Here is a 25145-nt window from a genome sequence, read left to right as displayed (position 1 = left end):
TGGTGCCCGGCCAGGTTGCCGGGTTCTAATGTGATCTGCGCATGGTTTCGATTGCGTCGGCTTCCGTGACGGTCGAGCAGATGCTCGACAGCACGCGCGGCTGTTCGTAGGGCCAGGGCGTGCCGCGATGGAGCACCGCACGCTGATCCCAGATCAGTACGTCGCCAACCCGCCAGTTGTGGGAATAGACAAACTGCGGTTGCGTGCAGAAATCGATGAGATCTTCGATGATCGCCTGGCCTTCGGCTTCGTCGTAGCCATCCAGTTTGAAGGCGTGTGACGCGATATAAAGCGCCTCGCGCCCGTTGACCGGATTGCGCCACAATGCGTTCCAATGCTGGTCCGGCCATTTGTTGAACATCGGCAATTCGGCCAGTTCGGGCGAGATTTTGCGGCGCGAATGGCTGTAGCGATGCCAGATGCCGCGTCCGCGCACCTTTACCTTCATGTCTTCGGGCATGTTCGCCCAGGCTGCGCGGGTGCTGGCCAGTTCCGTGGCACCGCCCTCGGTCGTGGCGACACGGCTGATCAGGATGTTCGTCAGCGCCGGTGTGGGAAGAAACGTGCTGTCGGAATGCCACAGAAAATTCGATTTCAGGTTCAGCGTGTGCAGGTCCATTTCTTCGGTGATCGAACCGTCGTCGCGCACGTTGGAAACGGTTGGAACCTCGAATTTTTCGCCCTTTTTTCGCTCGTCAGCTTTGCGATCTTCGATGGGGCCGAAGAGTTCGGCCAGTTGCTTGTGCTGCGCGTCCGAGATGTCCTGTCCGCGGAACAAAAGGGCTGAATGTTCTTCGAATAGCGCGCGTATTTGCCCGAACAACCGGCTGTCGGTTGCGTCAGTCAGATTGATCCCGGTCACTTCAACTCCGAAATGCGGGTTCAGGGGGCGTGTTTCAAATGCGGACATGGCGACCTCTTACACGGTTGCTTTGGCTTCGATTTCTTCGGGTGGCAGATCTTTGACCAGATCCCAGGCGCGGGATTTGCCGGGGTTCAGCAAACCCTTTGGGTCCAGTCGTTTTTTCCAGGCGAGGTGCAGATAGTCAGCGGTTTTCAAACCACCGCTTTCCACATGGAAACTATGGGCGTCAAACACGCCGTGCCCGTGTTCTTCGTAAATTCGACCGATCTCTCGCAGGCGATCTTCGGTGGAGTACCAGATGATTGGCAGATCAAAGGCGACGACCTCGCCGTTCAGCAACGAGAATTCGTGATGCTGCCAGACATCGTCACCCAAGGCTGCACCAACCTTTGCAACCGCGCCCGCGTCGGATGCATCCGGTACGCCGATTTGTTGGTAGGTCGCTGACCGGTCCGCTTTCAGAACCTGCAGAGTGGTGTGGTTATAGGCAAATTCGAACACATGGGGCAGTGATGCTGCCTTCCGGTCATCTTCGGTCAATTCCAGATCAAGATTTCCGCCCTGATCCACAATGAGGCCGCGAAACCGGGCCATATCGGTCGCGGGTACAAGCGAAACAAGAAGGTGTTTATCAGGCCGGACGTGGCCTTTCAGCCGGGGGAAATACTCCACGATCCGCGCGTCGACAGTGCTGGCCAGCTTACATCCGATCTGATCGTCGGTCGCAACCGCGTACCCGGCGGCGTAGCAGTCTTGGTAGCTGTCGAACGTCGCCATGCACCCGATCCAATCCGGGTGAGGGACCGTGCGCAGCGTCACTTCGGTAATGACCCCGTTCAAGCCCCATGCGTGGTGGATTTGCAGAACGTCCTGACCTTCGAACACATACACCTGGGGGTTTTCTTCAACGGACAGAGCCTTGAGCTGCAGGATGTTTCCGGGCTCTCTGAGAACACCGTTCGCAATCGAGCCAATGCCCGCAGAACCGCCCGCGACAAACCCGCCGATCGTCGCGATATCCTGCGTCGACGGGAACATGGCCATTTCCCACCCTTGCGCCATCAGTGTTGCATTGACATCCGCCATCAGCGCGCCTGCCTCGGCGCGGACAAAGCCGTCTCCGATTTCCAATACGTGGTTCATCCGGGTGGTTTCGATGATCAGACCACCGTGCAACGGCACGGCCTGTCCGTAATTGCCCGTCCCGCCGCCACGCAGCACGACGGGGGCATCTGCGTCATACGCAGTTTTCAGGCAATGCGCCATCTCGTCAACGGTTTTCGGCAGGGCGACCAGATCGCCAAAACTGCGTTTGAGCTGTTGATTCAGAATAGGGCTGTACCAGAAGAAATCGCGCGACCGTTTCTTGACCAGAACGGGTTCGTCGATCACTTCGACCGGCGCGAGGCGTTCGGTAAACGCGACCCAGTCCAGATCGCTTTTTCCTGAAATCGACGTCATGCAATCTCTCCTGTCAGAGCGTGCTTCAAGGGTTTGGGTGCGGATGTCCCGGTCAGCCAGTCCGAGGTTGATGCGGCATCAAAGATCAGCAGGTCTTCGACTGCGGCCCCATCCACGGTGGTTGGTGACAGACCCAGCGCTGTTTGCGCATTTGTGGTGATCATGGGCAGTAAATCACCAAATGGCGGGTCCAGATGGGCCGTAAGCGCTGCCAGTTCCAGACTTTTGCGTGGGTCATGGCGTCCAAGGGGGCAAAAAGCGTCGCGCACGTTGTCGGTGCCAACGACAACCGGCACACCTGCGGTGCGCAACTCGCCGATCCGCGTGATCCCACGCCGGTCTGGTGTGCCTGTGCTGCGCCCCTGCAGATACAGGTTGGACGTTGGCAGGCTGGCTATGGTCAGACCGGCCCGTGCGATCTTGCCTAAAAGCGCTTGCAAAGGCTCGCCCGCGACGTTGATCAGGCTGCAGGCGTGACCGCATAGCACGGGGCCCTGAAACCCGGTCTCGATGAGGGTGTCTGCGATGATCTCCAGCCCGTCCAGCCCTTGGTGCAACCCTTCATCAACGTGAAAATCCAATGCGAGGCCATGCTTTTCAGCCAGCTGAACCGCAACTTGTATCGCGGCGTGGCGATCCGGTTGGTTCAAAACGAATAGCCCGAGCACCCCATTGCCACGGGCGATCTCGCGACCTATTGCATTTGCCTTGGCCGGGTCGGCCAAATCGGTTGTGTTCAACAGCGAAGCGACTTGTAGGTGGACTGTATCCTGATAATCCACCGCGAGCTCTTGTAGCACGGACCATGCCAAAGGCGGCGAGGTGCTTTCCGGATCAGCGGCCCAGTCGAAATGACTTCGAACGATGCCGCACCCCGAGGACATCAACTCTTGCAGTCCCCGTTCGGCCCGCTGACGCAGGTCGTCTTCCGTCCAAAACATACGGTCGCGGCGCTGGGCGTCCATGGCGGCATTTAGATCTCCGCCAATCCGGCCCATTCTTGAGATCGTGTGGCATTTATCCAGATGCACATGGCATTCGGTCAGGCGCGGGGTGATCAAACCTGATGGATGGCTAGGCGCGGTGTTGGGGCGCAAACAAACCGCTTGTCCGCCCCGGATAATCAGATCGCCCGCCAAACAATCCGAAATCTGCGTGCCCCCAAAACCATGCGGGTCCAAGAGGAGCGAGACAGGGACAAGCACGTTCTCGACAACATACGAATCTGTTGCATTCAGCATGTTCATGTCGCGCCACTCCGGTGATCGAACCGGGCGAACTCGGCCAGAAATTGGGCGAAATTGTCGGCGGCTGTATCCAAGAGGCGTTCCCCCTTTTCCAGAGTCGCGGCAGAGGCATCCCCGCAAGCCCCATCCGGATGCAGGTCATCAATGATCCAGCCCGGCCGCGCGGCTTGCCCCGTCAGACCAATATGGTTGAATTGCTTTTCCCATGTGCGGATGGCGGGAACAAAGTTCTGCGCCCGGCTCATATCCACCAGATGCGGTTTAGCTGCCAACATAGAGGAGGTCTCAGACTCACCGGCATGCAAGTCGACCGAGGCAGCATCGGGGTCGAGGATGCTTTCCCAATCGGAAAAACCGAACCACGAGCATGTAACAACGATCATCTCATGCGCGATCCGTAAATCACGCGCGGCGGTTTCCAACACGGCTGTGTTTCCCCCATGGCCGTTGAACAGAACAAGCCGCTGTACACCTGCCCGCGAGATCGAGGCCCCGATGTCGTGCAACACCGCCAGCAAAGTATCCGCAGACAGGCTGAGGGTTCCGGGATGCCGATCATGTTCGCCGCTTTTGGTGACGGTCAAACCGGGCAGGATCAGCACGTTCTGTTCGGCATGTAGCCGAGGCAAAGTACGCTCGACCACAGCGGCCACCAGGTCACTGTCAACGGATACTGGCAGATGGGGACCGTGTTGTTCTGTGGCTCCGATTGGCAGAACGGCAACCAGATCATCTGGCAGATCGCGAAAATCCGGCGCTTTGTGATTGGTCCAATAGCCTTGGATGCTCATACGGGCCTCCCAAACAGGCGGCTCGATGAACGGCAGAAACGACTGGATGGTGGTCGGCCGTGTTCGCTTATCAACCGGGTGACTTCGTTCGCCCGCCCTGATTTATGACAAGTCGGGAGGATCCCCGGTATTGGACCGAAATTGAAGTAGAGTGCGTACACGTCACACAGCAAATGACCACGTTTGCCCATATCGCCCTCCTTGACGAAACTGGAATACGTGGCCCTTGGATTATCCGTGCCAGAGAAGTGCGCTAAGACTTGCAAAGAAAGTTTGAACTCGCAAGAAAAATTACAATTCAGAAAAGAGTACAGGAAAATGAAAGAGTTAAACCCAAACGATATGTCACCTCCGTTCGCGCGCTATGCGCATGGCGTCGAAATCCCCCGCGATTGGAGGCTTGTTCAAACCTCAGGGCAATTGGGGATTCGCGCCGATGAAAGCGTCCCGGAAGGCGCGTACGAGCAAGCGATTGTCTGTTTTCAAAACATCGAAAAAATTCTGCGGTCAGCGGGTATGGGTGCAGGGGATGTCGCGCATATCAAAGCTTTTGTAACCGACCGATCGCATATGTCAGGCTACATGCGCGCCCGGGATGAATTTATTGCTTCGACCAGCCGCTTACCAAGCTCGACGCTGTTGATAGTCAGCGGTTTTACGAGGCCGGAGTTCAAGGTCGAAGTCGAGGTGCTTGCCGCCGCTCCGTAGGGAAGCTGTTAAATTCAGTGGTGTCATTATCCCTGCCGACAAACGGGCCAGTCGTGATCTGCACTTTCTGTTTTAAATGTCTTTTTCGGGCTTCGGTGTCGCTGGTGTTGTTAAGTGCGGTAGCCAAAGGCGTTAGGGTGCCAGAGAATCGCTAGGGGAATACTTCGTGACAAATGATCATAGCGTAATTGAAAACGTCTTCATCCCAATGGCGGATGGTCGCAATCTGGCCGCTCGGATCTGGTTGCCGGTAAGCGGGCCAAGCCCGGCCATTCTGGAATACCTGCCTTATCGTAAACGCGATGGCACGGCACCTCGGGATGAATCTACTCACCCCGTGTTTGCCCGCGCGGGCTATGCGTGTGTCCGGGTGGATATCACGGGAACCGGTGACAGCGACGGGCAGTTCGATGACGAGTATTCCGAGCAGGAACTGAGCGATGGCGAGGCGGTCTTGGCGTGGATTGCCGCGCAGGATTGGTGTGACGGCAATATTGGTATGATCGGGATCTCCTGGGGTGGCTTCAATGGGCTGCAACTGGCGTACCGTCAGCCTGAGGCGCTCAAGGCCGTGGTTTCCGTTGCTTCGACCGTGGATCGTTATGCTGATGACATCCATTTTATAGGCGGCTGTCTGCTGAGCGATAATGCAAACTGGGCCAGTCAGATGTTTGCCTATCTGTCGCGACCGGCGGATCCGGACTTGCGTGAGGATTGGCGTGAGGATTGGCTGAACCGGATGGAAACGCTGCCCTTTTCCGCAGTGGATTGGTTGCGGCATCCCACGCGTGATGCGTTTTGGAAACACGGATCCGTGTGTGAGGACTGGGATGCAATCAAAGTTCCGGTGCTGGCCATGACAGGCTGGGCTGATGCCTATGTCAACGCGCCCTCCGCGATTGCGACCCATTTGAAAGTCCCGGCCAAAGCAATGGTTGGCCCTTGGGAGCATCGTTATCCACACATCTCAAAACTTGCACCATCCGATTTCCACTCGGAAGTGATTACGTGGTTTGATCGCTGGCTCAAAGGGCGGCAGAACGGGGCCGAGGACCTGCCAGATTATCGTACTTTCATGCAGGAACACTTCCAACCGACCAAACAGAATGGCCCACGCAAAGGGCGCTGGATTGCCGAACAGAACTGGCCGTCGGACAATGTGAAGGATCGGTTTCTGTACCTGACGCAGGACGGGTTTGGTGCCGGACCTACCAACGGCACAGTCACCGTAAGCAGCCTGGCCAGTGTTGGAGCAACCAGCGGATATTTCTGCCCGGGAATGCGCTTTGACAATGAATTGTGCGGGGATCAGGCCCCCGACGATGTGCTGTCGCAATGCTTTGACACTGCCGTGCTGGATGAACCTTTGGAGATTTTGGGACGGGCGCGGCTGCGCTTTGCATTCAGCGTGGATAAACCGGTCGCGCAACTGATGGCGCGGCTGTGTGATGTTTCTCCCCAAGGGGTGTCCCAGCGTATCAGTTACAGGCCGCTCAATCTTTGCCATTATGCCAGTCACGAAACGCCCGAAACCCTTGTGCCGGGACAGGTTTACGAGGCGGAAATCCTGCTAAACGAATGCGCCCATCACCTGCACGCAGGGCACCGGTTGCGGCTGGCGCTGTCGACCAGCTATTGGCCCGTTGTCTGGCCCGCACCGGAACAGGCCAAGGTCACGCTTCATCTGGACCGCAGCGTTCTGCAACTGCCCGTGCGCGAGGTTGAGGCGGAAATCGAACCGCAGAACCCGGGTCCGGCACGGGATTTTCCTGTACTGGAAACAGAAGTACTGCGCGCGCCGTCCGGGCGATCCGATCAGCATGTGCTTGAGGATGGGACCCTCGTTCTGGACACGTTCGACGACTATGGTAAAGCGCGCGATCCCTATCACGGACTGGTCGTTGGCAGCCATGTCGCCATGCATTACAGCATCCATCCCGACGACCCTGCGTCCGCCCGTTTCAACAGCCAGTGGCGTTTCACCTTCGAGCGGGGCGACTGGAACGTGGAGATCGAGACCGAGAGTTCGATGCATTGTGATGCGCAGAATTTCTACCTGACACGAAAACTGCGGGCTACCGAAGGCGCAGAGGGTGCCGAAGTCTTGGTCAAAGAGTGGACGGAAAGCGTTCCGCGCGGATTTCACTGACAGCCTCAAGACTGCGAGCATCAACAGTTCAAAAAGTTAAATCCTGCCGGTTCCGGTTTGTTTCATTGCTGATCGGACCTGCAGGCCCAAACGAGGCTGTACAAACTCTGCCATCGTCGTTAAGGGCGTGATCTTTCTTCTGCAAGGTGATGTATGCCCAACCTCTTCGACCTGCCAATGACGCTCTCGCAGGCGTTGACCAACAAAGGTTACAGCGAACTTACGCCCGTTCAGGTGGCGGTGACGCAGCCTGAGCTGGCCCAGCTTGACCTTTTGGTGTCAGCACAAACCGGATCAGGAAAGACGGTTGGCTTTGGGTTGGCAACTGCACCCGACCTGCTGGACAAAGACGGCCGATTTGATCGACCGGCAGCCCCTTTGGCCTTGGTCATCGCGCCCACACGTGAACTGGCCATGCAGGTTCAGCGAGAGTTTGACTGGCTTTTCTCTGAAGCCGGGATCGTTACCGCATCTGCCGTGGGTGGTATGGATGCGCGCACGGAACGCAGAGCGATTGAGCGTGGCGCGCATGTCATCGTCGCCACGCCCGGTCGTCTCAGAGACCACGTGTCGCGAGGCGTGATCGATCTGGGTGATCTCAAAGCGGTTGTCCTGGACGAAGCGGATGAGATGCTGGACATGGGGTTCTCCGAGGATCTCGAATTCATTCTGGATCACACTCCGGAAAACCGTCGGACTTTGCTGTTTTCCGCAACGGTACCGCGCGGTATCGCCAAGCTTGCGCAGACCTATCAGAAAGAAGACGCCCGTCGGATAGAGGTCGGAAACAAAGACGCCCAGCACGCGGACATTTCCTATCTTGCGCTGTCCGTGGCCCCGTCAGACATCGAAAAGGCAATCATCAACCTTTTGCGTTTTCATGATGCGCAAACGGCGATCATCTTCGCCAATACCCGGTCTATGGTGGCCCGCTTGACTGCGAAGTTCTCCAACAGAGGGTTTTCGGTGGTTTCGCTTTCGGGCGAGCTGAGCCAGTCTGAACGCACCCATGCTTTGCAGGCCCTGCGCGACGGGCGGGCGCGTGTATGTATAGCAACAGATGTGGCTGCACGCGGCATTGACCTGCCCCGGCTGGAACTTGTGATCCACGCGGATCTGCCGTCCAATGCGGAATCCCTGTTGCACCGATCCGGGCGAACAGGCCGCGCCGGACGCAAGGGCACTTCGGTGCTGATTGTACCTGGGCGCCAACGGTCAAAGGCACAACGCCTGTTGAAATCCGCCAAACTAGAGGCGGAATGGGGCACGCCACCCTCCGCCGAGGCAGTCCTTGCGCGCGATGAAGAACGGCTGATGTCCGATCCGGGCTGGGATCAGTCCCCAAGCGCTGAAGAACGGGCTTTCGCGCAAAGGCTACTGCAAGAGCATTCAGCCGAGAAAATTGCGGCGGCGTTTCTGCGGCTCTACCGCGAGCGCAATTCCGCGCCCGAGATTTTGGGTGATGTGCCTGAACCGGGTGCCCGCAAAAAGCGAGAGGCTTCGGATTTCGGGCCCAGCACTTGGTTTTCGTTGTCTTTGGGCCGCAAACAGCGGGCTGAGCCGCGTTGGTTGCTGCCGATGCTGTGTCGAAATGCCGGGATCTCCAAAGATGCGATTGGGGCCATTCGTGTCCAGTATCAGGAAACATTCGTTGAAATCCTCAGCGACGCAGTACCGGCGATGAAGAACGAGCTTGGCCCTGAGCTTGATCTTGAACAGGGCGCGCGCTTGACCGAATTGCCGGGCGTTCCGGATTTCGACGCCTCGCCCAAAGGCCCCCCGGCTGCGCCGAAAGCACTACGTAAAACGCCACGCCCAGATCGGAAAGAGGACACATCGCGTCGAGACAGCAAGCCCGCTGGCGCGTCGAAACCAGCTGAGTTTGCAGCGAGCCCGAAAAAGCCGCAGAAGCGCCGGGAAAACCCGGGCAAACCAAAGTCTGCAAAGCCAAAGGCAGGTCATAGCAAGAGTCAGGGCAACCCCGGAAAGAAACCAACGGGTAAAAGCGGCGGTGCGGAAAACAAACGGCGCAAAAACGCGGCCGATCCGTCGAAACCGATGGGGTCTCGGACCGAACGCCACAAAAGTCGACAGGACGGCGATAAGCCCAAGACCTTTAAAGTGCGTGCAAAAAAAGGCCCGGATGCGCGTCCGATGAGGAAACCATCGCGGACCAAATGAACTTTGACCAAGTGTGCTTGCGGATCACGTGCAAGCAACATCCACAATGGTTTCGGGCGGTCGTATGAGAAGGGTTGAGTTCCAAACGATTTGAGAACTCAACCCTTTATGACGCTTTTGTCAGCCGCCTAAGCGTACGGTTTCACCGCTTTCCATCGCCTGTTGTGCGGCGTGTCCCATCCGGACAGCCCAAAGACCGTCCTTCAGGCTGACATCGGGTTGGGCCTTTTCGCCGCGCAGCACGGCCAGAAATCCTTGGTGCTGATAATAGGTTGATCCATTGTGGTCTCCGGCCGCCAGTATTCTGGCGTCTACGGGGACGTCTATTGACGTGGGCCCCTTGGGGTTGCGGGGGCTTACGATAACCTTGGGCACAGGCGGTTCCCCCAGATGATCAGGCCAAAAGCGTCCTGGTCCGGGAACCAGTGCCTCAACTTTGGCGTCGGGTCCAACAGCCGAAATTTCTTCCTGATACCGAGAGCCTTCCGCAAACATGCACAGCTCTAACATGGCGCGTGCGCCCGAGGCGAAATCGACAATAACGTACCCGTGGTCCAGAATATCCGGTGTTTCGCCTTCGTAGCTTTCGTCCAGATGGTTGACGGCTTGCCCCCCACTTGCGGTAACCTGCACTGGGTCGGATTGCAGGATCAAGCGCATGAGGTCGAAGAAATGACAGCACTTTTCAACAAAGGTGCCTCCGGTATTGCGATTAAACCGGTTCCAGTGGCCGACCTTTTCCAGAAATGGGAAACGATGCTCGCGGACAGACAGCATCTTCACGCCACCTGTTGCTTCCGCCTTGTCGATCAAAGCGGCAATTGGGGGCATGTATCGGTATTCCATCGCAACCCAGATTGGGCAGGGATAGCTACGCTCAACCTCTTCTAACCGGGCCGCATCCTGTGGGTCGGTGAACAACGGCTTTTCCACCAGCAGCGGCAGGGGTCGCGTTTCCGCGACTTCGCAGATCTGGTCCACGTGCAAGTGATTGGGGCTTGCTATGACAAGGCAATCCAAGTCCTCGACAGCCAGAAGCTCTTTGACCGAGCTCACCATCGTGGCGTCCGGCGCAATGGCTTTGGCGGCTTTTGCCATCACCGGATCCGGCTCAAAAATCGCTGCCACGCGTGTCCCTTCCAACAGGCCGATATTGTGCAAGTGTTCTTGCCCCATCATGCCGCATCCTATCAGCCCGTAGTTGATGGTCCGGGTCATGCGTGTTTCCTTTTACTTCAAACGTTGGACGTAGTTGGCCCGATCCGGGTCGAACCATGTTTTCGAGAATTCAACGGGTTCAGCGGTCTCTGACCAGCTGAAACGTTCGATATACCCTACTGTTTGGCCCGCTGGTTTGGTGAAACTTTCGGGCGTCCAATCGGGAAGCGATTGGACCGAGACCCTGTCTTCGGCCCGAATGATCCAAAATCCCAATTGGCGTTGGTAGTAGCGGTAAAGAGAGTCGGACAAGAGGGTCCGGTCGATCAAACCTGCTGATTCGTCCAGCCAGATTTCTTCGACAGCTATGATTGTGTCATTCAAATAGCGCATCCGGCGCACGCGTGATCCCCGGCTCGACTTACCGAATTGCGGCAGATCGGATGGTTTATCCAGGTGATCAACCGACAGGACATCGGCGCGTGGCAGGCCACCGCCTTCGGGCAGTTCAAGCCGGAACATCGCATAGACGCTGCTCTGCGTGCCCGTTTCGCGAATGTAGTTTCCCGAACCCTGGATGCGTTCCAGCATTCCCTTTTTTTCAAGCTCGGCGAGCGATTTTCGCAGTGTCCCGACCGAGACATTCAGATCAGCGGCCATCTCGCGTTCGGGCGGCAGGCGCTCTCCATCCATCAGCCGCCCTGCCGCGACATCGCGGATCAGCAGTTCCGCAATCTGGATGTAAACCGGAAGTGCGTTCGGATTTCGATTGGCAGAGGGCACAGTCAGTCGCTTCACTTGGTCGCGGGAAAAATTGATACACTATTGATCTACATCAAAGCGATTGCTACGCAAGAGAAAAAGCAAACGCTGCGCGGAGACCGACTCAGATGACTATCGTCCCCATCACATCCCCTGATCTGGACGCTGCTGAAGTATCATGGTTTGCGGCACTTTGCTCGGACGATTATCAATTTCTGGGTGTGCCGGACGGCGATCTTCGATCCAGTTGGGAGCATTGCTCGGGCATCGTGAAAGAGGCCGAAGCACAGGGATTCCGCAACATCCTGTGCCCGTCTTCGTATCAAGTTGGTCAGGACACCCTGAGTTTTGTCGCTGGCTGCGCACCGATCACCGACAGGATCAACATGCTGGCCGCCGTACGCTGCGGTGAGATGCAACCGATCATGCTGGCGCGCACCATCGCAACGCTGGATCACATGCTGAAGGGGCGGCTGACCGTCAACATCATCTCATCCGACTTCCCCGGTGAGAAAGCCGACAGTGCATTCCGTTATCAGCGATCGCGCGAAGTGGTCGAGATTTTGAAACAGGCCTGGACGCAGGATGAGATCAACCACGCCGGCGAAGTGTACAATTTCTCGGGTCTGACGACCGATCCTGCGAAACCCTATCAGACCGGCGGCCCGCTGTTGTATTTTGGTGGATATTCACCTTCGGCTTTGGACTTGTGCGGTGAACATTGCGACGTCTACCTGATGTGGCCTGAAACCAAGGACCAACTGGCCGAACGGATGAAAGCCGTGCACGCAGTTGCCGAGAATTACAATCGAACGCTGGATTACGGACTGCGCGTCCACATGATCGTCCGCGATACCGAGGCTGAGGCGCAGGAATATGCGGACTACATCGTCTCGAAACTGGATGACGAATACGGTCGTGCCATTCGCGAACGGGCGCTGGACGCGACGTCGCTGGGTGTTGCGCATCAGGCCAAGAACCGCGATTTGGCAGATGAATACGGCTATGTCGAACCCGGTCTCTGGACTGGTGTTGGCCGGGCGCGGTCTGGCTGCGGTGCCGCTCTGGTCGGATCGACTGATCAAGTTATGTCGAAGATCGAGGAATACCAGAAGATGGGCATCCGCGCTTTCATCTTCTCGGGCTACCCGCACATGGATGAGGCCAAGCATTTTGGTGCTCGGGTGCTGCCCAACTTGAAAACCTGCTCGCTGCCCGAAGCTTACGGGCGCGTGCCAGCAATGACCCCAGCGACCCCACTGGGCAACGGAGAACGCCGCTGATGCAACGTGTGAAACTATCTGACTCGCTTGAGATGAGCCGCCTTGTCTATGGCATGTGGCGGCTGGGCGATGACGCGGATACATCCACAGGCCATGTTGAGGCCAAGATTCAAGCCTGCTTGGATCAGGGCATCACCACCTTCGATCAGGCCGACATTTATGGTGGTTACGCAGCCGAAGCTGTTCTGGGCAATGCCTTGCGCGCCAACCCGAGCTTGCGCCAGAAGATGGAGATCGTCACCAAATGTGACATCATCGCCCCGGTCGGCCGTTACGCGGATGCGAAGGTGAAATACTACGACACGTCGCGTGCGCATATCGTGAAGTCGGTCGATACCTCGCTGACAGAAATGGCCATTGACCATATCGACCTGCTGTTGATCCACCGCCCTGATCCATTGATGGACCACCATGAAACTGGTGCCGCGCTGGACGAAGTTGTTGCCAGCGGAAAGGTCGGTGCTGTGGGTGTATCGAACTTCCGCCCCTGGGACTGGTCGTTGCTGCAATCGGCCATGAAGACCAAATTGGTCACCAACCAGATCGAGATCTCGCTGGGCGAGATCAGCCCCTTCACCAATGGCGATCTGGCGTTTCACCAGCAGCATGGGCACCCGATCATGGCGTGGTCTCCGCTGGGTGGCGGTCTGTTGATGGCCGGAAACCCTCCGGTCGGAATTGTGGCAGACGAGATCGCAGCCGAGTTCGGCGTGGATCGCGCCGCCGTAGCCGTGGCGTTCCTGCTGGCGCATCCTGCAAACATCCTGCCGGTGATGGGCACCAACAATCTGGATCGGATAAAGCGCGCCTCAGACGCGTTGAAGGTCAAACTGGATCGCGAAACCTGGTATCGCCTCTATGAGGCTGCGCTGGGACATGAGGTACCTTGATGAACGCAATCTCAAAGGACATGACCCATACTTTCGTTCCGCGTAAGGACGACACCCGCACCCTTCGTGACGCTTTTGGCCGCTTTGCGACCGGCGTCACCATCGTCACCTGCGACAGCGCAGATGGCCCGGTTTGCATCACCGCAAACAGCTTTTCGTCGCTGTCGCTGGACCCGCCGCTGATCATGTGGGCAGGCGACCGCAACTCACGCCGCTTCCCCTATTTCCACAAAGCCCGCCATTTCAGCGTCCATGTGCTGTCGGCGGAACAGGCCGAGCTGTGCTTTGGCTGTTCGAAAGACGCTTTTGCCCTGCGCGATATCGCCCATGAGCGCTGCGAAAACGGCACGCCGTTACTGTCGGATTGTCTGGCACGGTTTGAATGCGAGCAACATGCGTATCACGACGCGGGCGATCACGTTATTGTCGTAGGAAAAGTTCTACGGGCCAGCATGGCGGATGGAGACGCGCTGACCTTTTACGCCGGGAAACTCGGCCAATTCGCGCAGCACTAAGCGCGATCTGACGACCGTGGGCATACCCGCGGCTGAACAAGGGAGGATCCGCATGGGCGGACTGGCATCGGTGCTTGCGCCGATTGCATTCGTGAACGAAACCGTGCTGCGTCTGGGCCGCGCGGTTGGTGTCGTTGCGATTGCACTCATGGTAATCGCAATCCTGATTCAGGTGTTCTTCCGATACGTTCTGGGCAATGCTCTGCCCTGGCCAGATGAGGCCGCGCGGTTCTGCATGTTGTGGATGACCGGTCTGATGGCCCCCACGGCGTTTCGGCGCGGGGGTTTTGTGGCCATTGATATGCTAGAGCGCTTTTTACCGCGTTTTATTGGCCAAACGCTGAACTTGTTCCTGCTGGTAATCTCGCTCGCCGTGCTGTTGGTCGCCGTCAATATCGGCTGGTCCGAAGTGACTGGCTTTGGCGGTAGGTTCGCCACCGCCGCGCTGTACCTGCCCACATCTTTCGGGTTCGACGAATGGTACCGCATCCCGCGCAGCTGGATGATGGCTTCGCTGTTGGTGGGGATCATCTTGCTGATCTCGGTGAATATCGAGTTGATCCTGCGATCCTTCATCACTCTGCTGGGCGGAGGTCACCTGTTGCCCGAAATTCCTGATGCGGCAGTGGGGGCCGAATAAATGCTGATCTGGTTCCTGCCCACCTTTCTGGTTTTCCTGCTGATCGGCCTGCCGGTCTTTTTCGCATTGCTTGCCGCGCCGGGCATCCTGCTTTGGCTGAACGGCCAGACCAACGACATCACGCTGCTCTACCGCAATGTCTATAACGGTATGGACAGCTTTCCTTTGATGGCGATCCCCTTCTTCATGCTGGCCGGAGAGCTCATGAACCGAGGCGGCATCACCATCCGCCTCGTCGAGTTTTCACAGGCGCTTATGGGCCATCTGCGTGGCGGTCTGGCGCATGTGAACGTGCTGAGTTCGATCCTGTTCGCGGGCCTCTCGGGATCTGCGGTGGCCGATACGTCCGCTTTGGGGTCGATGCTGATCCCGGCGATGGAGAAACAGGGCTATACCCGCAAATTCGCCGCTGCGATCACAGCGGCCAGTTCTGTGATCGGACCGATCATTCCGCCTTCGGGTATCATGATCATCTACGCCTATGTGATGGGCGAAAGCGTGGCCGCCCTGTTCCTTGCGGGTATCGTGCCGGGCGTGATGGTGGGCGTCGGCCTGATGCTGATGATCAAACTGATGGCTGACAAATATGACTTCCCCGTTGCCAGCCGAAAATACACGTGGCCCGAGCGGCGTCAGGCCAGCCTTAAAGCCTTCTTCCCTCTGATGACCCCGGTCATCATTCTGGGCGGTATTCTGGGCGGCATCTTCACCCCGACCGAGGCTGCAGCCGTCGCCGTAGGCTATGCCTTTATCATCGGTTTCTTCGTTCTGCGCACTTTGACATGGAAAGAGGTGCCCGAGGTTCTCAGCAACGCAGGTATGACATCGGCCGTTGTGCTTCTGCTGGTCGGCGCGGCGATGGCGTTCAAGACGGTCGTCAGCCTCAGCCATGCGCCGGAGCAACTGGCCTCGCTGATCCTGAGCCTGTCGGAAAACCCACTGATCCTGCTGTTCCTTATCAACCTGCTGCTGTTCATCGTCGGCATGTTTCTGGATGCAGGCCCTGCGATCATCATCCTTGGTCCCATCCTTGGCCCGATCTTCACCAGCCTCGGTGTTGACCCGATCCACTTCGCCATCATCATGAGCGTCAACCTGACCGTCGGCCTCGCCACCCCGCCAATGGGGCTGGTCTTGTTTGTCGCTGCTGCTGTCTCGCGCGAACGGGTCGAAACCATCGCCAAAGCGATCCTGCCGTTCCTGGCGGTCGAAATCATCGTGATCTTCCTGATCACCTATATCCCCGCACTATCCATGACGATCCCGAGGATAACGGGATTTGCCAACTAACTGAGTTCCACAGGGAGGAAACGCATGCTCAGAAACTTCATCAAAACCGCAGCGGTGGCCACTTCGCTTGTGGCCGCGTCTGCCATCGCGGCAACAGCTGCCGACTACACGCTGCGCGCCACTGCCAATTCGAACGAAAACGACGAAGACTATGACGGCCTGATCGTCTTCAAGAACTATGTCGAGGCCGCCTCGAACGGCGCGATTGAAGTCGAATTGTTTATCGGCACACAACTGTGCTCGAACGGGGCCGAGTGCTTGCAGGGTGTGGCCGATGGCACCATCGACATCTACATCTCCACTTCTGGCGGTGCGTCGGGCATTTTCCCATACGTGCAGGTTCTGGATTTGCCCTATTTGATGGCTGACGACCGCATTGCCGAACATGTTCTGTCCGGTGACTTCACCCGTACCATGCGCAACATGGCGCTTGAGGACTCGGGCGGCGCGATCCGTCTGATGACCATTGGCAACACCGGAGGCTGGCGCAACTTCGCCAACACGCAGCGCCGCATCGCGGAGCCTGCGGATATGGAAGGTTTGAAAATTCGCACCGTGGTTGCTGACTTGCCGCAGGAATTGGTCAAAGCGCTGGGCGCATCGCCCACCCCGATCCCGTGGCCCGAACTGTTCACCAGCTTCCAGACCGGAGTGGTTGAAGGCTCAAAGAACGGCATCACCGACATCATGGGCATGAAATTCCCAGATGCGGGTCTGCAATATGTCACGCTGGACGGGCATGCTTACATGGGTGCGCTGTGGTGGATGAACAACGCCAAGTTCCAGGAAATGCCCGAGGACATGCGCCGCGTCGTGGTCGACGGGTTCTATGCGCTGCAACAGGCTACGTTTGCCTCGCCCAAGCGCAAGTCGATCCAAGCCTATGAGGATTTTGTCGCTGGTGGCGGCGATCTCTATGTGCTGACACCTGACCAGAAGGCTGCGTTCAAAGAGGCCGCAACGCCGGTTTATGACTGGTTCCAGTCCAATGTCGCGCGTGGAGACGAGATCTTTGTTGCGTTGACAGATGCGGTGGCGGCGGCTGAGGCCGATGTGAACGCGTCGCGTGATGCGGATCTGAACTAAGCTTCCGGGTCGGGCCCCTAAGGCCCGGCCCTTACCGAAACGGGTACATCCACCCTTTGTAATCATTGACCAAAACATGCGCTCTCTCGATCTGCTCCGGCGACATTTTCTTGATTACTTCCTCAAGGCTGATCGCTGCGTCGGGATCGCCGCCAATGGCGCTGAGCGTGTACCACATGTAAGCCCTGACCAGATCAGGCGCGGGCATCCCAAGACCCAGCTCATAATACCAGCCAACCCCCGACTGGGCCCCCGGATGCCCCTTCATCGAGGCGCGCAGATACCATTCGAATGCGCGCTCATAGTCCCGTTCGACGCCCAGGCCCAGCCCGTACATCACGCCGATCAATTCCTCGGCCTCGGCATTGCCCGAGCGGGCGGCGGGCAGCAGTTCTTTGCGCGCAGCCTCAAACTCGCCGGCCTCCATCAAATCGCGCGCCTGTTCCAGTTCGGCGAGCGCCGGGCTGGCAAGCAGACAAAGGGCAAGTACAAACTGGCGCATGGGGTTGCTTTCCTCTTGGCCGGGAGCGCGGTAGCACAGGATGTGCCGCGCCCTCTGACAGATGATGACTTCCTGCCTTTTGATATGGAACAGGCCGCCATCGGTCATCAACTGTTTTACGATCCGATCCTGTCAGGCAATCGGAATATATCCTGCGCCCATTGCCACCACCCGGACTTCGGTACCTCGGACGGGGTGTCGCTGGGCATCGGAGAAGGCGGACAGGGGTTGGGGCCAGAGCGCACACCCGGCATCGGTGCAGACAAGATTCGAAAACGCATTCCCCGAAATTCGCCGGGGCTTTGGAACCTAGGGGCAAAAGACATCCACACGGTGTTTCACGATGGCCGATTGAGCATCTCGGATGTCTACGGCAACGGGTTCAACTCACCCGCGCAGGAATGGTTACCGGAAGGCTTAAACTCACTACTCGCTGCGCAAGCGCTTTTTCCGCTGACCTCGCAATTCGAAATGGCAGGCAATGTGGCCGAAAACCAAGTCACCGGGGCTGTCCACGACCGGATCGACAAAGGGTGGCCGATCCTTGCCAAACGCGTAAGAACGGATCCCCATTACGGCCCGGCAATGGTCGCAGCGTTTGATGAGATTGAAACCACGGAAGACATCACAATCACCCAAGTTGCCAACGCTTTGGCCGCTTTCATGGCCATCGAGTGGAGGAGCACCGACAGCCCATTTGATCGCTATCTTGCTGGAAACACGAATGCGTTATCAACCGTTCAAAAAGACGGGATGGATCTGTTCTATGGTAAGGCAAACTGTTCCGCGTGCCACGCGGGAACGTTGATGTCCGATCAGGAATTCCATGCTTTGGCCATTCCTCCTTTTGGTCCGGGTCGAACCCGTCAATGGGATCCGTATGCGCGTGACGTTGGTCGTATGGGTGAAAGCAATCGGTTGGAAGATGCCTACAGGTTTCGCACCCCCATGTTGCGCAACGTTGCTTTGACGGCCCCTTACGGTCACAACGGGGCTTTCCCCGACCTTGAAAGCGTCATCCGCCATCATCTTAACCCTCAGGCGAGCTTTGATGCCTGGACGCCCGATATGGCCGGGTTGCCCGAGGTTCCCTGGTTGCACGACGCTGACTTTCTGGTTTGGGATGATCGACTGGAAATGGAACGCCAACGCAGCAAAACTGACATTGATCCGATTGAACTCTCGGAAGTGGAAATCCAGAATCTGGTCGCTTTTATGGACGCTTTGACAGGCTCCAGCGTGGATGCACCGATTTTTGGCTTGCCCAGTGGATTTGTTCCTTAGCTGTCCTTGTTTTCAGCAGGGTTGGACAAAGCCACGCCTTCAACCGTGACCCGGTGCATCAGGCGTCGAAAACCGTGATAGTCGTTGATTGCCTTGTGCCATGTGGCTCTGTTGTCCCACATTGTTATGTCGCCCGCGCGCCAGCGCACGCGGCATTGGAACTCGGGTTGTTTGCAGTGTTCGTACAGCATCGCAAGAATTGCATTAGACTCGTCTTTGCTGAGCCCTTCGATATGCGTTGTGAAGACAGGGTTCACAAAAAGACCACGACGCCCGCTGAGTGGATGTGTGATGACAATGGGATGGTGCGCATCTTGTGTTGCGGCGTCTGCGTTGCCCAATCGACCGCTCTTGGCGGCTTCGCTGTCTTGTATGGTGGCACCAAAGACGTGACGTGAAGAATGCACAGCAGTCAGCCCGTCTAGAAACTGACGCATTGGGGCCGAGAGCGCTTCATACGCGGCCGCCATAGACACAAACAGCGTGTCTCCGCCATAAGGCGGCATCTCAATCGCATGCAGGATCGATCCCATGGCTGGCGCTTCGTCATAGGAATGATCGGTGTGCCACCCTTCACCCACCGCTTCTTTCTGGTCTTTTTCTTTGAGAACGGTCGCAATCTCGGGATGGCCGTCAACCGGTTTGAAGAAACGGTTGACGTTGATCGCGCCAAAGCTGCGAGCAAAGTTCAGATGGTCTTCAGGGGTGGCAGTTTGACCCCTTAAGACGATAACGGAATACTTGGCAAAGGCTTGGTGGATATCAGGGAATTGCCCGTTGTCTCGAATATCGGCGCCGTCGATTTCGGCGCCTAAGCCGCCGGTGAGGGGTGTGATGTCCATCGGGGTGCTCCTGCTTTTTCAAGATCAGGATAAAGGACGATTGGGCTTTGGAGAAACGGAATTAGTGAGCACTGCGCCGCTGGGCATTCTGGACAGCAGACCTCGGACCATGGTCCTAATCCAGTGCGGATCTGGACGAATAGTAAAACGCTATGGCCTGAGTTCTGTTTTTCACGGCCAGCTTGTCATAGATATTGGACAGGTGAAATTTGACCGTATTCGTCGAAATCTGAAGCTCTTTTGAAAGGTCCCGATTTGACATGCCTTGGGCCAAGGCTTCAAGAATGGTGCGTTCTTTGCGGGACAGGCTTTGGATTGGGTCCTGCTGCATTTTCCGAACGTCGATGAATGGAAAGACCATTTTGCCAGCCGCCACATCGGCGCAGGTTTCAAGCAAGCCTTCGACCTCGCCGGATCGCGCCGCAAAACCGGCAGCCCCGGCTTGCATGGCCAGCCGCGGCGTTTCGCTGGTGACATCCCCATACACCACAAACCGGGGTGCATTGGCCTGTTCTCGGAGAACCTCGATCAGCTTTGCTGCTCCGAGCACCGGGAGGTTCCAGTCGACCACCCCGACCTGAACCGGAACTCGCATGACGGTTCCCAGGAACCCTTCGGCGGTGGCTGACGTCGCCACCAACGAGAATCGCGGGTCACGTTCAAAGATTTCAGACATGGCAGACAGAACCAGCGGATTGCCGTCTGCCAGCATGACATCAATAGGGGTACTTGGCGCGCCAATCATCTGTTTTTACCCAACTTTCGCAATTTCCTACCTAAACGGGTAGGTGAAAACTCAGTATACCTTGGTATTTTTACCAATTCGGGTGGGAAATTCCCCATCCTTTTGGCCATCCTAAAGCAGTAGTAAGTTACGTTGCGTCATCGCGCAAGGCGGCGTTTTCTGTCCGGCAACGAAACACGACGGGTCCAAGAGCCCGACCAACGCCGAGGATGACAGACAATGACGTTTCAGATTTTCCCTCCTCTTGAGATCCCCGAGACTCTGGCCGCTGGCCCGGGACCGGGCAACACCGACGCCCGTGTCCTGCGCGCCTTCAGCAGCGCAGGCGTGGCGGATCACATGCAGGGTGACGTTCTGCGGGGCATGATCGAGTGCAAACACATGCTGCGAAAGATCTGGGGCACGTCCAACACCTATACTTTCGCGGTCGCAGGCACCGGTTGGAGCGCTCTGGACGCTATGTTCTCTGCCGTCATGCCTGGCGACAAGGTTGTGGCGTTTGCCAACGGGACATTCTCGGGTATCGACGCTCTGACCCTGCGGATCAAGGCAGCTACACCTCAAGAACACGCGTCCAACCCGCTTGACCCGCAAGCCGCCAGTGTCACCGTGATCGAGGTTCCGCACGGTCAGCCGGTGACAGGTGAACTAGTTGACGCTGCTTTGTCTGAGCACCAGCCCAAATGGGCGTTCATGGCCCATTGGGAAACCGGATCCGGGCGTGTCAATGATCTGCGCGGCTTTTCGGATGCCTGTGAACGCAATGGTGTCATGGGTCTGATCGACGCGGTTTCGTCGTTGGGTGCGGATGACTTTTCGATTGATGATTACCCCGGGATCGCCGGGTGGGCGTCTTGCCCGCAAAAAGGTCTGTGCTGTCTGCCGCTGACCTACGCGCCGGTCAGCTTTACGGATGCTTATATCGAAAGCCTGAAGGTGTCAGGTGCATACTCCTATGTCCACAATCCGATCTTTGAAGCGCGCCATTGGGGCATTGTCGATGGGCAAGACGTAGAGAAAGGCACATACCACCGGACGCATTCGGGATACGCCGTTGCGGCGTTCCACGAAGCCCTGCGTCTGACCCTGCAAGAAAGCCTGGCAAAGCGGGCCATGGCCTACCGCACCCATGAGAAGGTTCTGCGCGATGCGGCGATCGAAATGGGCTGCGAAGTGACATCGGACATGCCCAGCCTTGTTGTTCTGAACCTGCCGCCGGAACTGGCGGGGCGTGAGATGGAGCTGGTCCAGAACTGCCGCGCACGGGGATTTGGCATCTGGCCGACTCTCAGCGCTCCGGTACAGGTACGGATCGGAATCCTCAATCAGTTGAACAGGGACTCGGTCAGCCGGATCGTACGTCTGTTCGCCGAAGCCCTGCGCGAGCTTGGCGGAGAGGTTGATCGAGATGCGATCGAGGCTTTGCTTGAAAGCCGCTACGGCACTTCAATCGCTGCTTAACCACACTGCATGAACGGGAGGATTGCAGATGGATATTCATGAATACCAAGCGAAAGAACTTCTTTCAAATTTCGGGGTGGACGTCCCTGCGGGCGCGCTTGCCTACAGCCCGGAACAGGCGGCCTATCGGGCGCGCGAGCTGGGCGGTGAAAAGTGGATCGTCAAAGCGCAGGTCCACGCCGGGGGGCGCGGCAAGGCCGGAGGGGTCAAGCTGTGCAACACTGAAAACGAGATCTATCAGGCCTGTGATGACCTGTTTGGTCGCAAGCTGGTCACACATCAAACGGGGCCGGAAGGCAAAGGGATCTACCGCGTTTACGTCGAAGCCGCCGTGCCGATTGATCGCGAAATTTATCTGGGCTTTGTTCTGGACCGATCCAGCCAGCGGGTGATGATTGTTGCCTCGTCAGAGGGTGGTATGGAGATCGAGGATATCTCGGCCGACCGTCCGGACAGCATCGTGCGATCCATTGTGGAACCGGCAGTTGGGCTTCAGGAATTCCAAGCGCGTGAAATTGCGTTCAAGCTTGGTCTTGAACCCAAGCTGATCCAGCAGATGGTGCGCACACTGCAGGGTTGCTATGCCGCGTTCAGCGACTTGGATGCCACCATGGTCGAGATCAACCCGCTGGTCATCACCGGCGACGACCGCGTTCTGGCGTTGGATGCAAAGATGAGCTTTGACGACAACGCTCTGTTCCGCCACCCGCAGATCGCCGAGCTGCGCGACAAAAGCCAGGAAGACCCGCGCGAAAGCCGTGCGGCGGACCGGGGGCTGTCTTACGTCGGTTTGGACGGAAACATCGGCTGCATCGTCAACGGTGCCGGTCTGGCAATGGCCACGATGGACACGATCAAGTTGGCCGGCGGTGAGCCCGCAAACTTCCTTGATATCGGTGGCGGGGCTTCGCCAGAACGGGTCGCCAAGGCGTTTCGGCTGGTTCTGTCGGACACCAATGTTCAGGCCATCCTCGTCAACATTTTCGCTGGCATCAACCGTTGCGATTGGGTGGCCGAGGGCGTCGTTCAGGCGTTGAAAGAATTGGATATCGACCTTCCGGTCGTGGTCCGGCTCGCTGGTACCAATGTCGAAGAGGGCCAGAAGATCCTTGCCAAGTCCGGCCTTCCGATCATTCGCGCCACAACACTGATGGAAGCGGCAGAACGCGCCGTGGGCGCATGGAAAAACGACCTTACCCAAGGCACCAAGATGAGGGCTGTGTAATGAGCATTCTTCTCGATCGCGGCTCGCGTGTCATCGTACAAGGCATCACCGGCCGGATGGCGCGGTTTCACACCAAAGACATGCTGAAATATGGCACGAATGTCGTAGGTGGCGTCGTTCCCGGCAAGGGAGGTGAAACCGTCGAAGGCGTTCCGGTTTTTGACACCGTCAAACAAGCCGTTGAGGCGACCGGCGCAGATGCCAGCCTTGTTTTCGTTCCCCCACCGTTTGCAGCGGATTCGATCATGGAAGCAGCGGATGCCGGTATCCGGTACTGCGTTTGCATCACCGACGGTATCCCGGCGCAAGACATGATCCGGGTGAAACGCTACATGTACCGCTATCCCAAGGACAAACGTATGGTTCTGACCGGTCCGAACTGCGCGGGCACCATTTCGCCGGGCAAAGCGTTGCTGGGGATCATGCCGGGTCACATCTACCTTCCGGGGCATGTCGGGATCATCGGTCGCTCTGGCACGCTGGGCTATGAGGCCGCAGCGCAGCTGAAAGAGCGCGGGATTGGTGTTTCAACCAGCGTCGGGATCGGGGGCGACCCCATCAACGGGTCATCCTTCAAGGACATCCTTCAACGGTTCGAAGAGGACGAAGACACCCATGTCATCGCCATGATTGGTGAGATTGGCGGCCCGCAGGAAGCCGAGGCGGCAGAGTATATTCGTGACCACATCACCAAACCGGTGATCGCCTATGTTGCGGGCCTGACTGCTCCGAAAGGGCGGACCATGGGCCATGCAGGTGCGATCATCTCGGCCTTTGGCGAAAGCGCCAGCGAGAAGGTCGAAATCCTGTCTGCCGCTGGAGTGACCGTGGCGGAAAACCCTGCCGTGATTGGTGAAACAATTGCGCGTGTGATGGAGGCTGCGTGATGGTCAAACCTTCGGTTCTTGTGACCCGTCGCTGGCCTGCTGCCGTCGAGGCGCAGTTGGCCGAGAACTATAACACCGTGCTGAACACCGGGGACAAACCTTTGTCCCCGTCCGAAATCCGGCAGGCGTTGAAATCCTATGACGCGGTCTTGCCTACGGTAACCGATACGCTCAGCGCCGAGGCGCTGGACGTATCTGGTGCGCAGACAAAAATCCTTGCCAATTATGGGGTCGGCTACAGCCACATTTGTGAGCCGTCTGCCCGCGAACTGGGTATGACCGTGACGAACACGCCTGATGTTCTGTCAGAATGCACCGCAGATATCGCCATGACCCTGCTGCTGATGGTGGCGCGTCGGGCGGGCGAGGGTGAACGCGAGCTGCGTTCCGGCAACTGGACCGGTTGGCGGCCCACGCATCTGGTGGGGACCAAAGTCAGCGGTAAGACGCTTGGCATCATCGGCTATGGGCGCATCGGTCAGGAGATGGCCCGCCGTGCGCATCACGGCTTTGGCATGGACGTGCTGGTCTATAACCGTAGCCCGGTGGACCCGGCTGTATTGGCGCGATGCAATGCCACTCAGGTCACGTCAATTGATGAGTTGTTGCCGCAATGCGATTTCGTCTCACTTCATTGCCCCGGCGGGGTTGCGAACCGCCACATGATCAATGCGCGCAGGTTGGACCTCATGAAACCTGACGCATTCCTGATCAACACGGCGCGTGGTGAAGTCGTCGACGAACGGGCGCTGGTCCAATCGCTTATGTTCGACATGATCGGCGGTGCAGCACTGGATGTGTTCGATGGTGAACCCCGTATCTGTGCAGATCTGCTGCAGTGCGACAACCTCGTGATGCTGCCGCATCTTGGCAGCGCCACCCGCGAGGCGCGCGAGGCAATGGGGTTCAGGGTTTTGGATAACCTAAGTGACTTCTTTGAAGGCCGAGAGCCGCGCGATCGGGTGATCTGACCCACCCAACGTACCAATCGAATTTGTCGATGCGGCCCTCAGGACCTCATCGACCCCTTTACACAGGAGATTTGACCCGTGAATGCGCCGCACCGTACAGACGGATTTTTCACCCAGTCCCTATCGGACCGTGACCCTGAGCTTTTCGGCTCGATCACGTCCGAGCTGGGCCGTCAGCGCGACGAGATCGAGCTGATCGCAT

23 protein-coding genes are annotated in these 25145 nt (G+C 57.7%); 14 read left to right on the top strand and 9 right to left on the bottom strand.

Going from position 1 to position 25145, the window contains the following annotated elements:
- Positions 1-25 precede the first annotated feature (25 nt).
- The 4 genes from GOV90_RS09045 to GOV90_RS09030 are packed head-to-tail and all read right to left on the bottom strand — an operon-like array spanning position 26 to position 4364.
- Positions 26-910: a TauD/TfdA family dioxygenase gene (locus tag GOV90_RS09045; protein ID WP_171095397.1), complete on the bottom strand. Its 885-nt coding sequence runs from the start codon at positions 908-910 to the stop codon at positions 26-28.
- A gap of 9 nt (positions 911-919) precedes the next feature.
- On the bottom strand, positions 920-2326 hold the full coding sequence (locus tag GOV90_RS09040) for an FAD-binding oxidoreductase (protein WP_171095395.1): 1407 nt from the start codon (positions 2324-2326) through the stop codon (positions 920-922).
- On the bottom strand, positions 2323-3573 hold the full coding sequence (locus tag GOV90_RS09035) for an amidohydrolase family protein (RefSeq protein WP_253284793.1): 1251 nt from the start codon (positions 3571-3573) through the stop codon (positions 2323-2325). Before GOV90_RS09035 ends, GOV90_RS09040 begins: the two co-directional genes overlap by 4 nt.
- Positions 3570-4364 carry a creatininase family protein gene (locus GOV90_RS09030; protein ID WP_171095393.1) on the bottom strand — a complete coding sequence of 265 codons (795 nt, stop codon included), beginning with the start codon at positions 4362-4364 and terminating at the stop codon, positions 3570-3572. The genes GOV90_RS09035 and GOV90_RS09030 overlap by 4 nt, the downstream gene beginning before the upstream one ends.
- Positions 4365-4637: 273 nt before the next feature.
- Between GOV90_RS09030 and GOV90_RS09025 the strand changes: the two genes are divergently transcribed.
- The 3 genes from GOV90_RS09025 to GOV90_RS09015 all read left to right on the top strand — a co-directional run bounded on the left by GOV90_RS09025 (position 4638) and on the right by GOV90_RS09015 (position 9402).
- Complete coding sequence (locus GOV90_RS09025; RefSeq protein ID WP_371732514.1) at positions 4638-5072, top strand: RidA family protein; 435 nt, start codon at positions 4638-4640, stop codon at positions 5070-5072.
- 208 nt (positions 5073-5280) lie between these two features.
- A complete protein-coding gene (locus tag GOV90_RS09020; RefSeq protein ID WP_174825515.1) occupies positions 5281-7221 on the top strand; it encodes a CocE/NonD family hydrolase in 1941 nt (646 codons plus the stop codon).
- Between the two features lie 153 nt (positions 7222-7374).
- Positions 7375-9402 carry a DEAD/DEAH box helicase gene (locus GOV90_RS09015; protein ID WP_171095389.1) on the top strand — a complete coding sequence of 676 codons (2028 nt, stop codon included), beginning with the start codon at positions 7375-7377 and terminating at the stop codon, positions 9400-9402.
- Between the two features lie 120 nt (positions 9403-9522).
- Here the strand turns inward: GOV90_RS09015 and GOV90_RS09010 are convergent, their stop codons facing one another.
- Together GOV90_RS09010 and GOV90_RS09005 are read right to left on the bottom strand one after the other, a co-directional pair.
- Positions 9523-10620, bottom strand: coding sequence for a Gfo/Idh/MocA family protein (locus GOV90_RS09010; protein ID WP_171095388.1), 1098 nt, complete (start codon positions 10618-10620; stop codon positions 9523-9525).
- Between the two features lie 12 nt (positions 10621-10632).
- Positions 10633-11343 (bottom strand): GntR family transcriptional regulator, encoded by a 711-nt coding sequence (locus tag GOV90_RS09005; protein WP_171095670.1) that lies wholly within the window; start codon positions 11341-11343, stop codon positions 10633-10635.
- Between the two features lie 107 nt (positions 11344-11450).
- Here GOV90_RS09005 and GOV90_RS09000 point away from each other — a divergent pair, with 107 nt between their 5' ends.
- From GOV90_RS09000 to dctP, 6 genes are read left to right on the top strand one after another with little or no spacing between them, the layout of a single operon-like run.
- Complete coding sequence (locus GOV90_RS09000) at positions 11451-12605, top strand: LLM class flavin-dependent oxidoreductase (RefSeq protein WP_171095386.1); 1155 nt, start codon at positions 11451-11453, stop codon at positions 12603-12605.
- Entirely contained in the window at positions 12605-13495 is an 891-nt protein-coding gene (locus GOV90_RS08995) for an aldo/keto reductase family oxidoreductase (RefSeq protein ID WP_171095384.1), read from the top strand. Before GOV90_RS09000 ends, GOV90_RS08995 begins: the two co-directional genes overlap by 1 nt.
- Positions 13495-14010 carry a flavin reductase family protein gene (locus GOV90_RS08990; RefSeq protein ID WP_171095382.1) on the top strand — a complete coding sequence of 172 codons (516 nt, stop codon included), beginning with the start codon at positions 13495-13497 and terminating at the stop codon, positions 14008-14010. The genes GOV90_RS08995 and GOV90_RS08990 overlap by 1 nt, the downstream gene beginning before the upstream one ends.
- 52 nt (positions 14011-14062) lie before the next feature.
- The gene (locus tag GOV90_RS08985; RefSeq protein ID WP_171095381.1) at positions 14063-14650 is read left to right on the top strand and encodes a TRAP transporter small permease; all 588 of its coding nucleotides are present in this window, start codon (positions 14063-14065) and stop codon (positions 14648-14650) included.
- Complete coding sequence (locus tag GOV90_RS08980; protein WP_171095379.1) at positions 14651-15940, top strand: TRAP transporter large permease; 1290 nt, start codon at positions 14651-14653, stop codon at positions 15938-15940.
- A 24-nt stretch (positions 15941-15964) separates the two neighbouring features.
- Entirely contained in the window at positions 15965-17026 is a 1062-nt protein-coding gene (gene dctP, locus GOV90_RS08975; protein ID WP_171095378.1) for a TRAP transporter substrate-binding protein DctP, read from the top strand.
- A 31-nt stretch (positions 17027-17057) separates the two neighbouring features.
- Here dctP and GOV90_RS08970 read toward each other — a convergent pair whose 3' ends face one another.
- Positions 17058-17528, bottom strand: coding sequence for a tetratricopeptide repeat protein (locus tag GOV90_RS08970; RefSeq protein ID WP_171095376.1), 471 nt, complete (start codon positions 17526-17528; stop codon positions 17058-17060).
- A 15-nt stretch (positions 17529-17543) separates the two neighbouring features.
- Between GOV90_RS08970 and GOV90_RS08965 the strand changes: the two genes are divergently transcribed.
- A complete protein-coding gene (locus GOV90_RS08965; protein ID WP_171095374.1) occupies positions 17544-18812 on the top strand; it encodes a cytochrome-c peroxidase in 1269 nt (422 codons plus the stop codon).
- On the opposite strand, the gene GOV90_RS08960 is transcribed toward GOV90_RS08965, so the two are convergent.
- Both GOV90_RS08960 and GOV90_RS08955 read right to left on the bottom strand, forming a co-directional pair.
- Positions 18809-19654: a TauD/TfdA family dioxygenase gene (locus GOV90_RS08960; RefSeq protein ID WP_171095372.1), complete on the bottom strand. Its 846-nt coding sequence runs from the start codon at positions 19652-19654 to the stop codon at positions 18809-18811. The genes GOV90_RS08965 and GOV90_RS08960 overlap by 4 nt on opposite strands.
- Positions 19655-19769: 115 nt before the next feature.
- Entirely contained in the window at positions 19770-20399 is a 630-nt protein-coding gene (locus GOV90_RS08955) for a response regulator transcription factor (protein WP_253284794.1), read from the bottom strand.
- Between the two features lie 219 nt (positions 20400-20618).
- Here GOV90_RS08955 and GOV90_RS08950 point away from each other — a divergent pair, with 219 nt between their 5' ends.
- From GOV90_RS08950 to GOV90_RS08935, 4 genes are read left to right on the top strand one after another with little or no spacing between them, the layout of a single operon-like run.
- Complete coding sequence (locus GOV90_RS08950; protein WP_171095369.1) at positions 20619-21860, top strand: aminotransferase class V-fold PLP-dependent enzyme; 1242 nt, start codon at positions 20619-20621, stop codon at positions 21858-21860.
- 28 nt (positions 21861-21888) lie between these two features.
- Positions 21889-23085, top strand: a complete 1197-nt coding sequence (locus GOV90_RS08945) for a malate--CoA ligase subunit beta (protein WP_171095367.1) — start codon at positions 21889-21891, stop codon at positions 23083-23085.
- Positions 23085-23972, top strand: a complete 888-nt coding sequence (sucD, locus tag GOV90_RS08940; RefSeq protein WP_171095365.1) for a succinate--CoA ligase subunit alpha — start codon at positions 23085-23087, stop codon at positions 23970-23972. Before GOV90_RS08945 ends, sucD begins: the two co-directional genes overlap by 1 nt.
- The gene (locus GOV90_RS08935; RefSeq protein WP_171095363.1) at positions 23972-24943 is read left to right on the top strand and encodes a D-glycerate dehydrogenase; all 972 of its coding nucleotides are present in this window, start codon (positions 23972-23974) and stop codon (positions 24941-24943) included. Before sucD ends, GOV90_RS08935 begins: the two co-directional genes overlap by 1 nt.
- Positions 24944-25145: the final 202 nt, after the last annotated feature.

The organism is Ruegeria sp. HKCCA5929 (assembly GCF_013034525.1).
Lineage (GTDB): Bacteria > Pseudomonadota > Alphaproteobacteria > Rhodobacterales > Rhodobacteraceae > Ruegeria.
Note: the sequence above shows the minus strand (reverse complement) of the source record. Positions and strands in the feature narration are given on the sequence as shown.

Excerpts from the sequence above, each read along its gene's own strand:
- GOV90_RS09045 (WP_171095397.1), bottom strand. The coding sequence starts at position 910 with ATGTCCGCATTTGAAACACGCCCCCTGAACCCGCATTTCGGAGTTGAA.
- GOV90_RS09040 (WP_171095395.1), bottom strand. The coding sequence starts at position 2,326 with ATGACGTCGATTTCAGGAAAAAGCGATCTGGACTGGGTCGCGTTTACC.
- GOV90_RS09035 (WP_253284793.1), bottom strand. The coding sequence starts at position 3,573 with ATGAACATGCTGAATGCAACAGATTCGTATGTTGTCGAGAACGTGCTT.
- GOV90_RS09030 (WP_171095393.1), bottom strand. The coding sequence starts at position 4,364 with ATGAGCATCCAAGGCTATTGGACCAATCACAAAGCGCCGGATTTTCGC.
- GOV90_RS09020 (WP_174825515.1), top strand. The coding sequence starts at position 5,281 with ATGGCGGATGGTCGCAATCTGGCCGCTCGGATCTGGTTGCCGGTAAGC.
- GOV90_RS09015 (WP_171095389.1), top strand. The coding sequence starts at position 7,375 with ATGCCCAACCTCTTCGACCTGCCAATGACGCTCTCGCAGGCGTTGACC.
- GOV90_RS09010 (WP_171095388.1), bottom strand. The coding sequence starts at position 10,620 with ATGACCCGGACCATCAACTACGGGCTGATAGGATGCGGCATGATGGGG.
- GOV90_RS09000 (WP_171095386.1), top strand. The coding sequence starts at position 11,451 with ATGACTATCGTCCCCATCACATCCCCTGATCTGGACGCTGCTGAAGTA.
- GOV90_RS08995 (WP_171095384.1), top strand. The coding sequence starts at position 12,605 with ATGCAACGTGTGAAACTATCTGACTCGCTTGAGATGAGCCGCCTTGTC.
- GOV90_RS08990 (WP_171095382.1), top strand. The coding sequence starts at position 13,495 with ATGAACGCAATCTCAAAGGACATGACCCATACTTTCGTTCCGCGTAAG.
- GOV90_RS08985 (WP_171095381.1), top strand. The coding sequence starts at position 14,063 with ATGGGCGGACTGGCATCGGTGCTTGCGCCGATTGCATTCGTGAACGAA.
- GOV90_RS08980 (WP_171095379.1), top strand. The coding sequence starts at position 14,651 with ATGCTGATCTGGTTCCTGCCCACCTTTCTGGTTTTCCTGCTGATCGGC.
- dctP (WP_171095378.1), top strand. The coding sequence starts at position 15,965 with ATGCTCAGAAACTTCATCAAAACCGCAGCGGTGGCCACTTCGCTTGTG.
- GOV90_RS08970 (WP_171095376.1), bottom strand. The coding sequence starts at position 17,528 with ATGCGCCAGTTTGTACTTGCCCTTTGTCTGCTTGCCAGCCCGGCGCTC.
- GOV90_RS08960 (WP_171095372.1), bottom strand. The coding sequence starts at position 19,654 with ATGGACATCACACCCCTCACCGGCGGCTTAGGCGCCGAAATCGACGGC.
- GOV90_RS08955 (WP_253284794.1), bottom strand. The coding sequence starts at position 20,399 with ATGATTGGCGCGCCAAGTACCCCTATTGATGTCATGCTGGCAGACGGC.
- GOV90_RS08950 (WP_171095369.1), top strand. The coding sequence starts at position 20,619 with ATGACGTTTCAGATTTTCCCTCCTCTTGAGATCCCCGAGACTCTGGCC.
- GOV90_RS08945 (WP_171095367.1), top strand. The coding sequence starts at position 21,889 with ATGGATATTCATGAATACCAAGCGAAAGAACTTCTTTCAAATTTCGGG.
- sucD (WP_171095365.1), top strand. The coding sequence starts at position 23,085 with ATGAGCATTCTTCTCGATCGCGGCTCGCGTGTCATCGTACAAGGCATC.
- GOV90_RS08935 (WP_171095363.1), top strand. The coding sequence starts at position 23,972 with ATGGTCAAACCTTCGGTTCTTGTGACCCGTCGCTGGCCTGCTGCCGTC.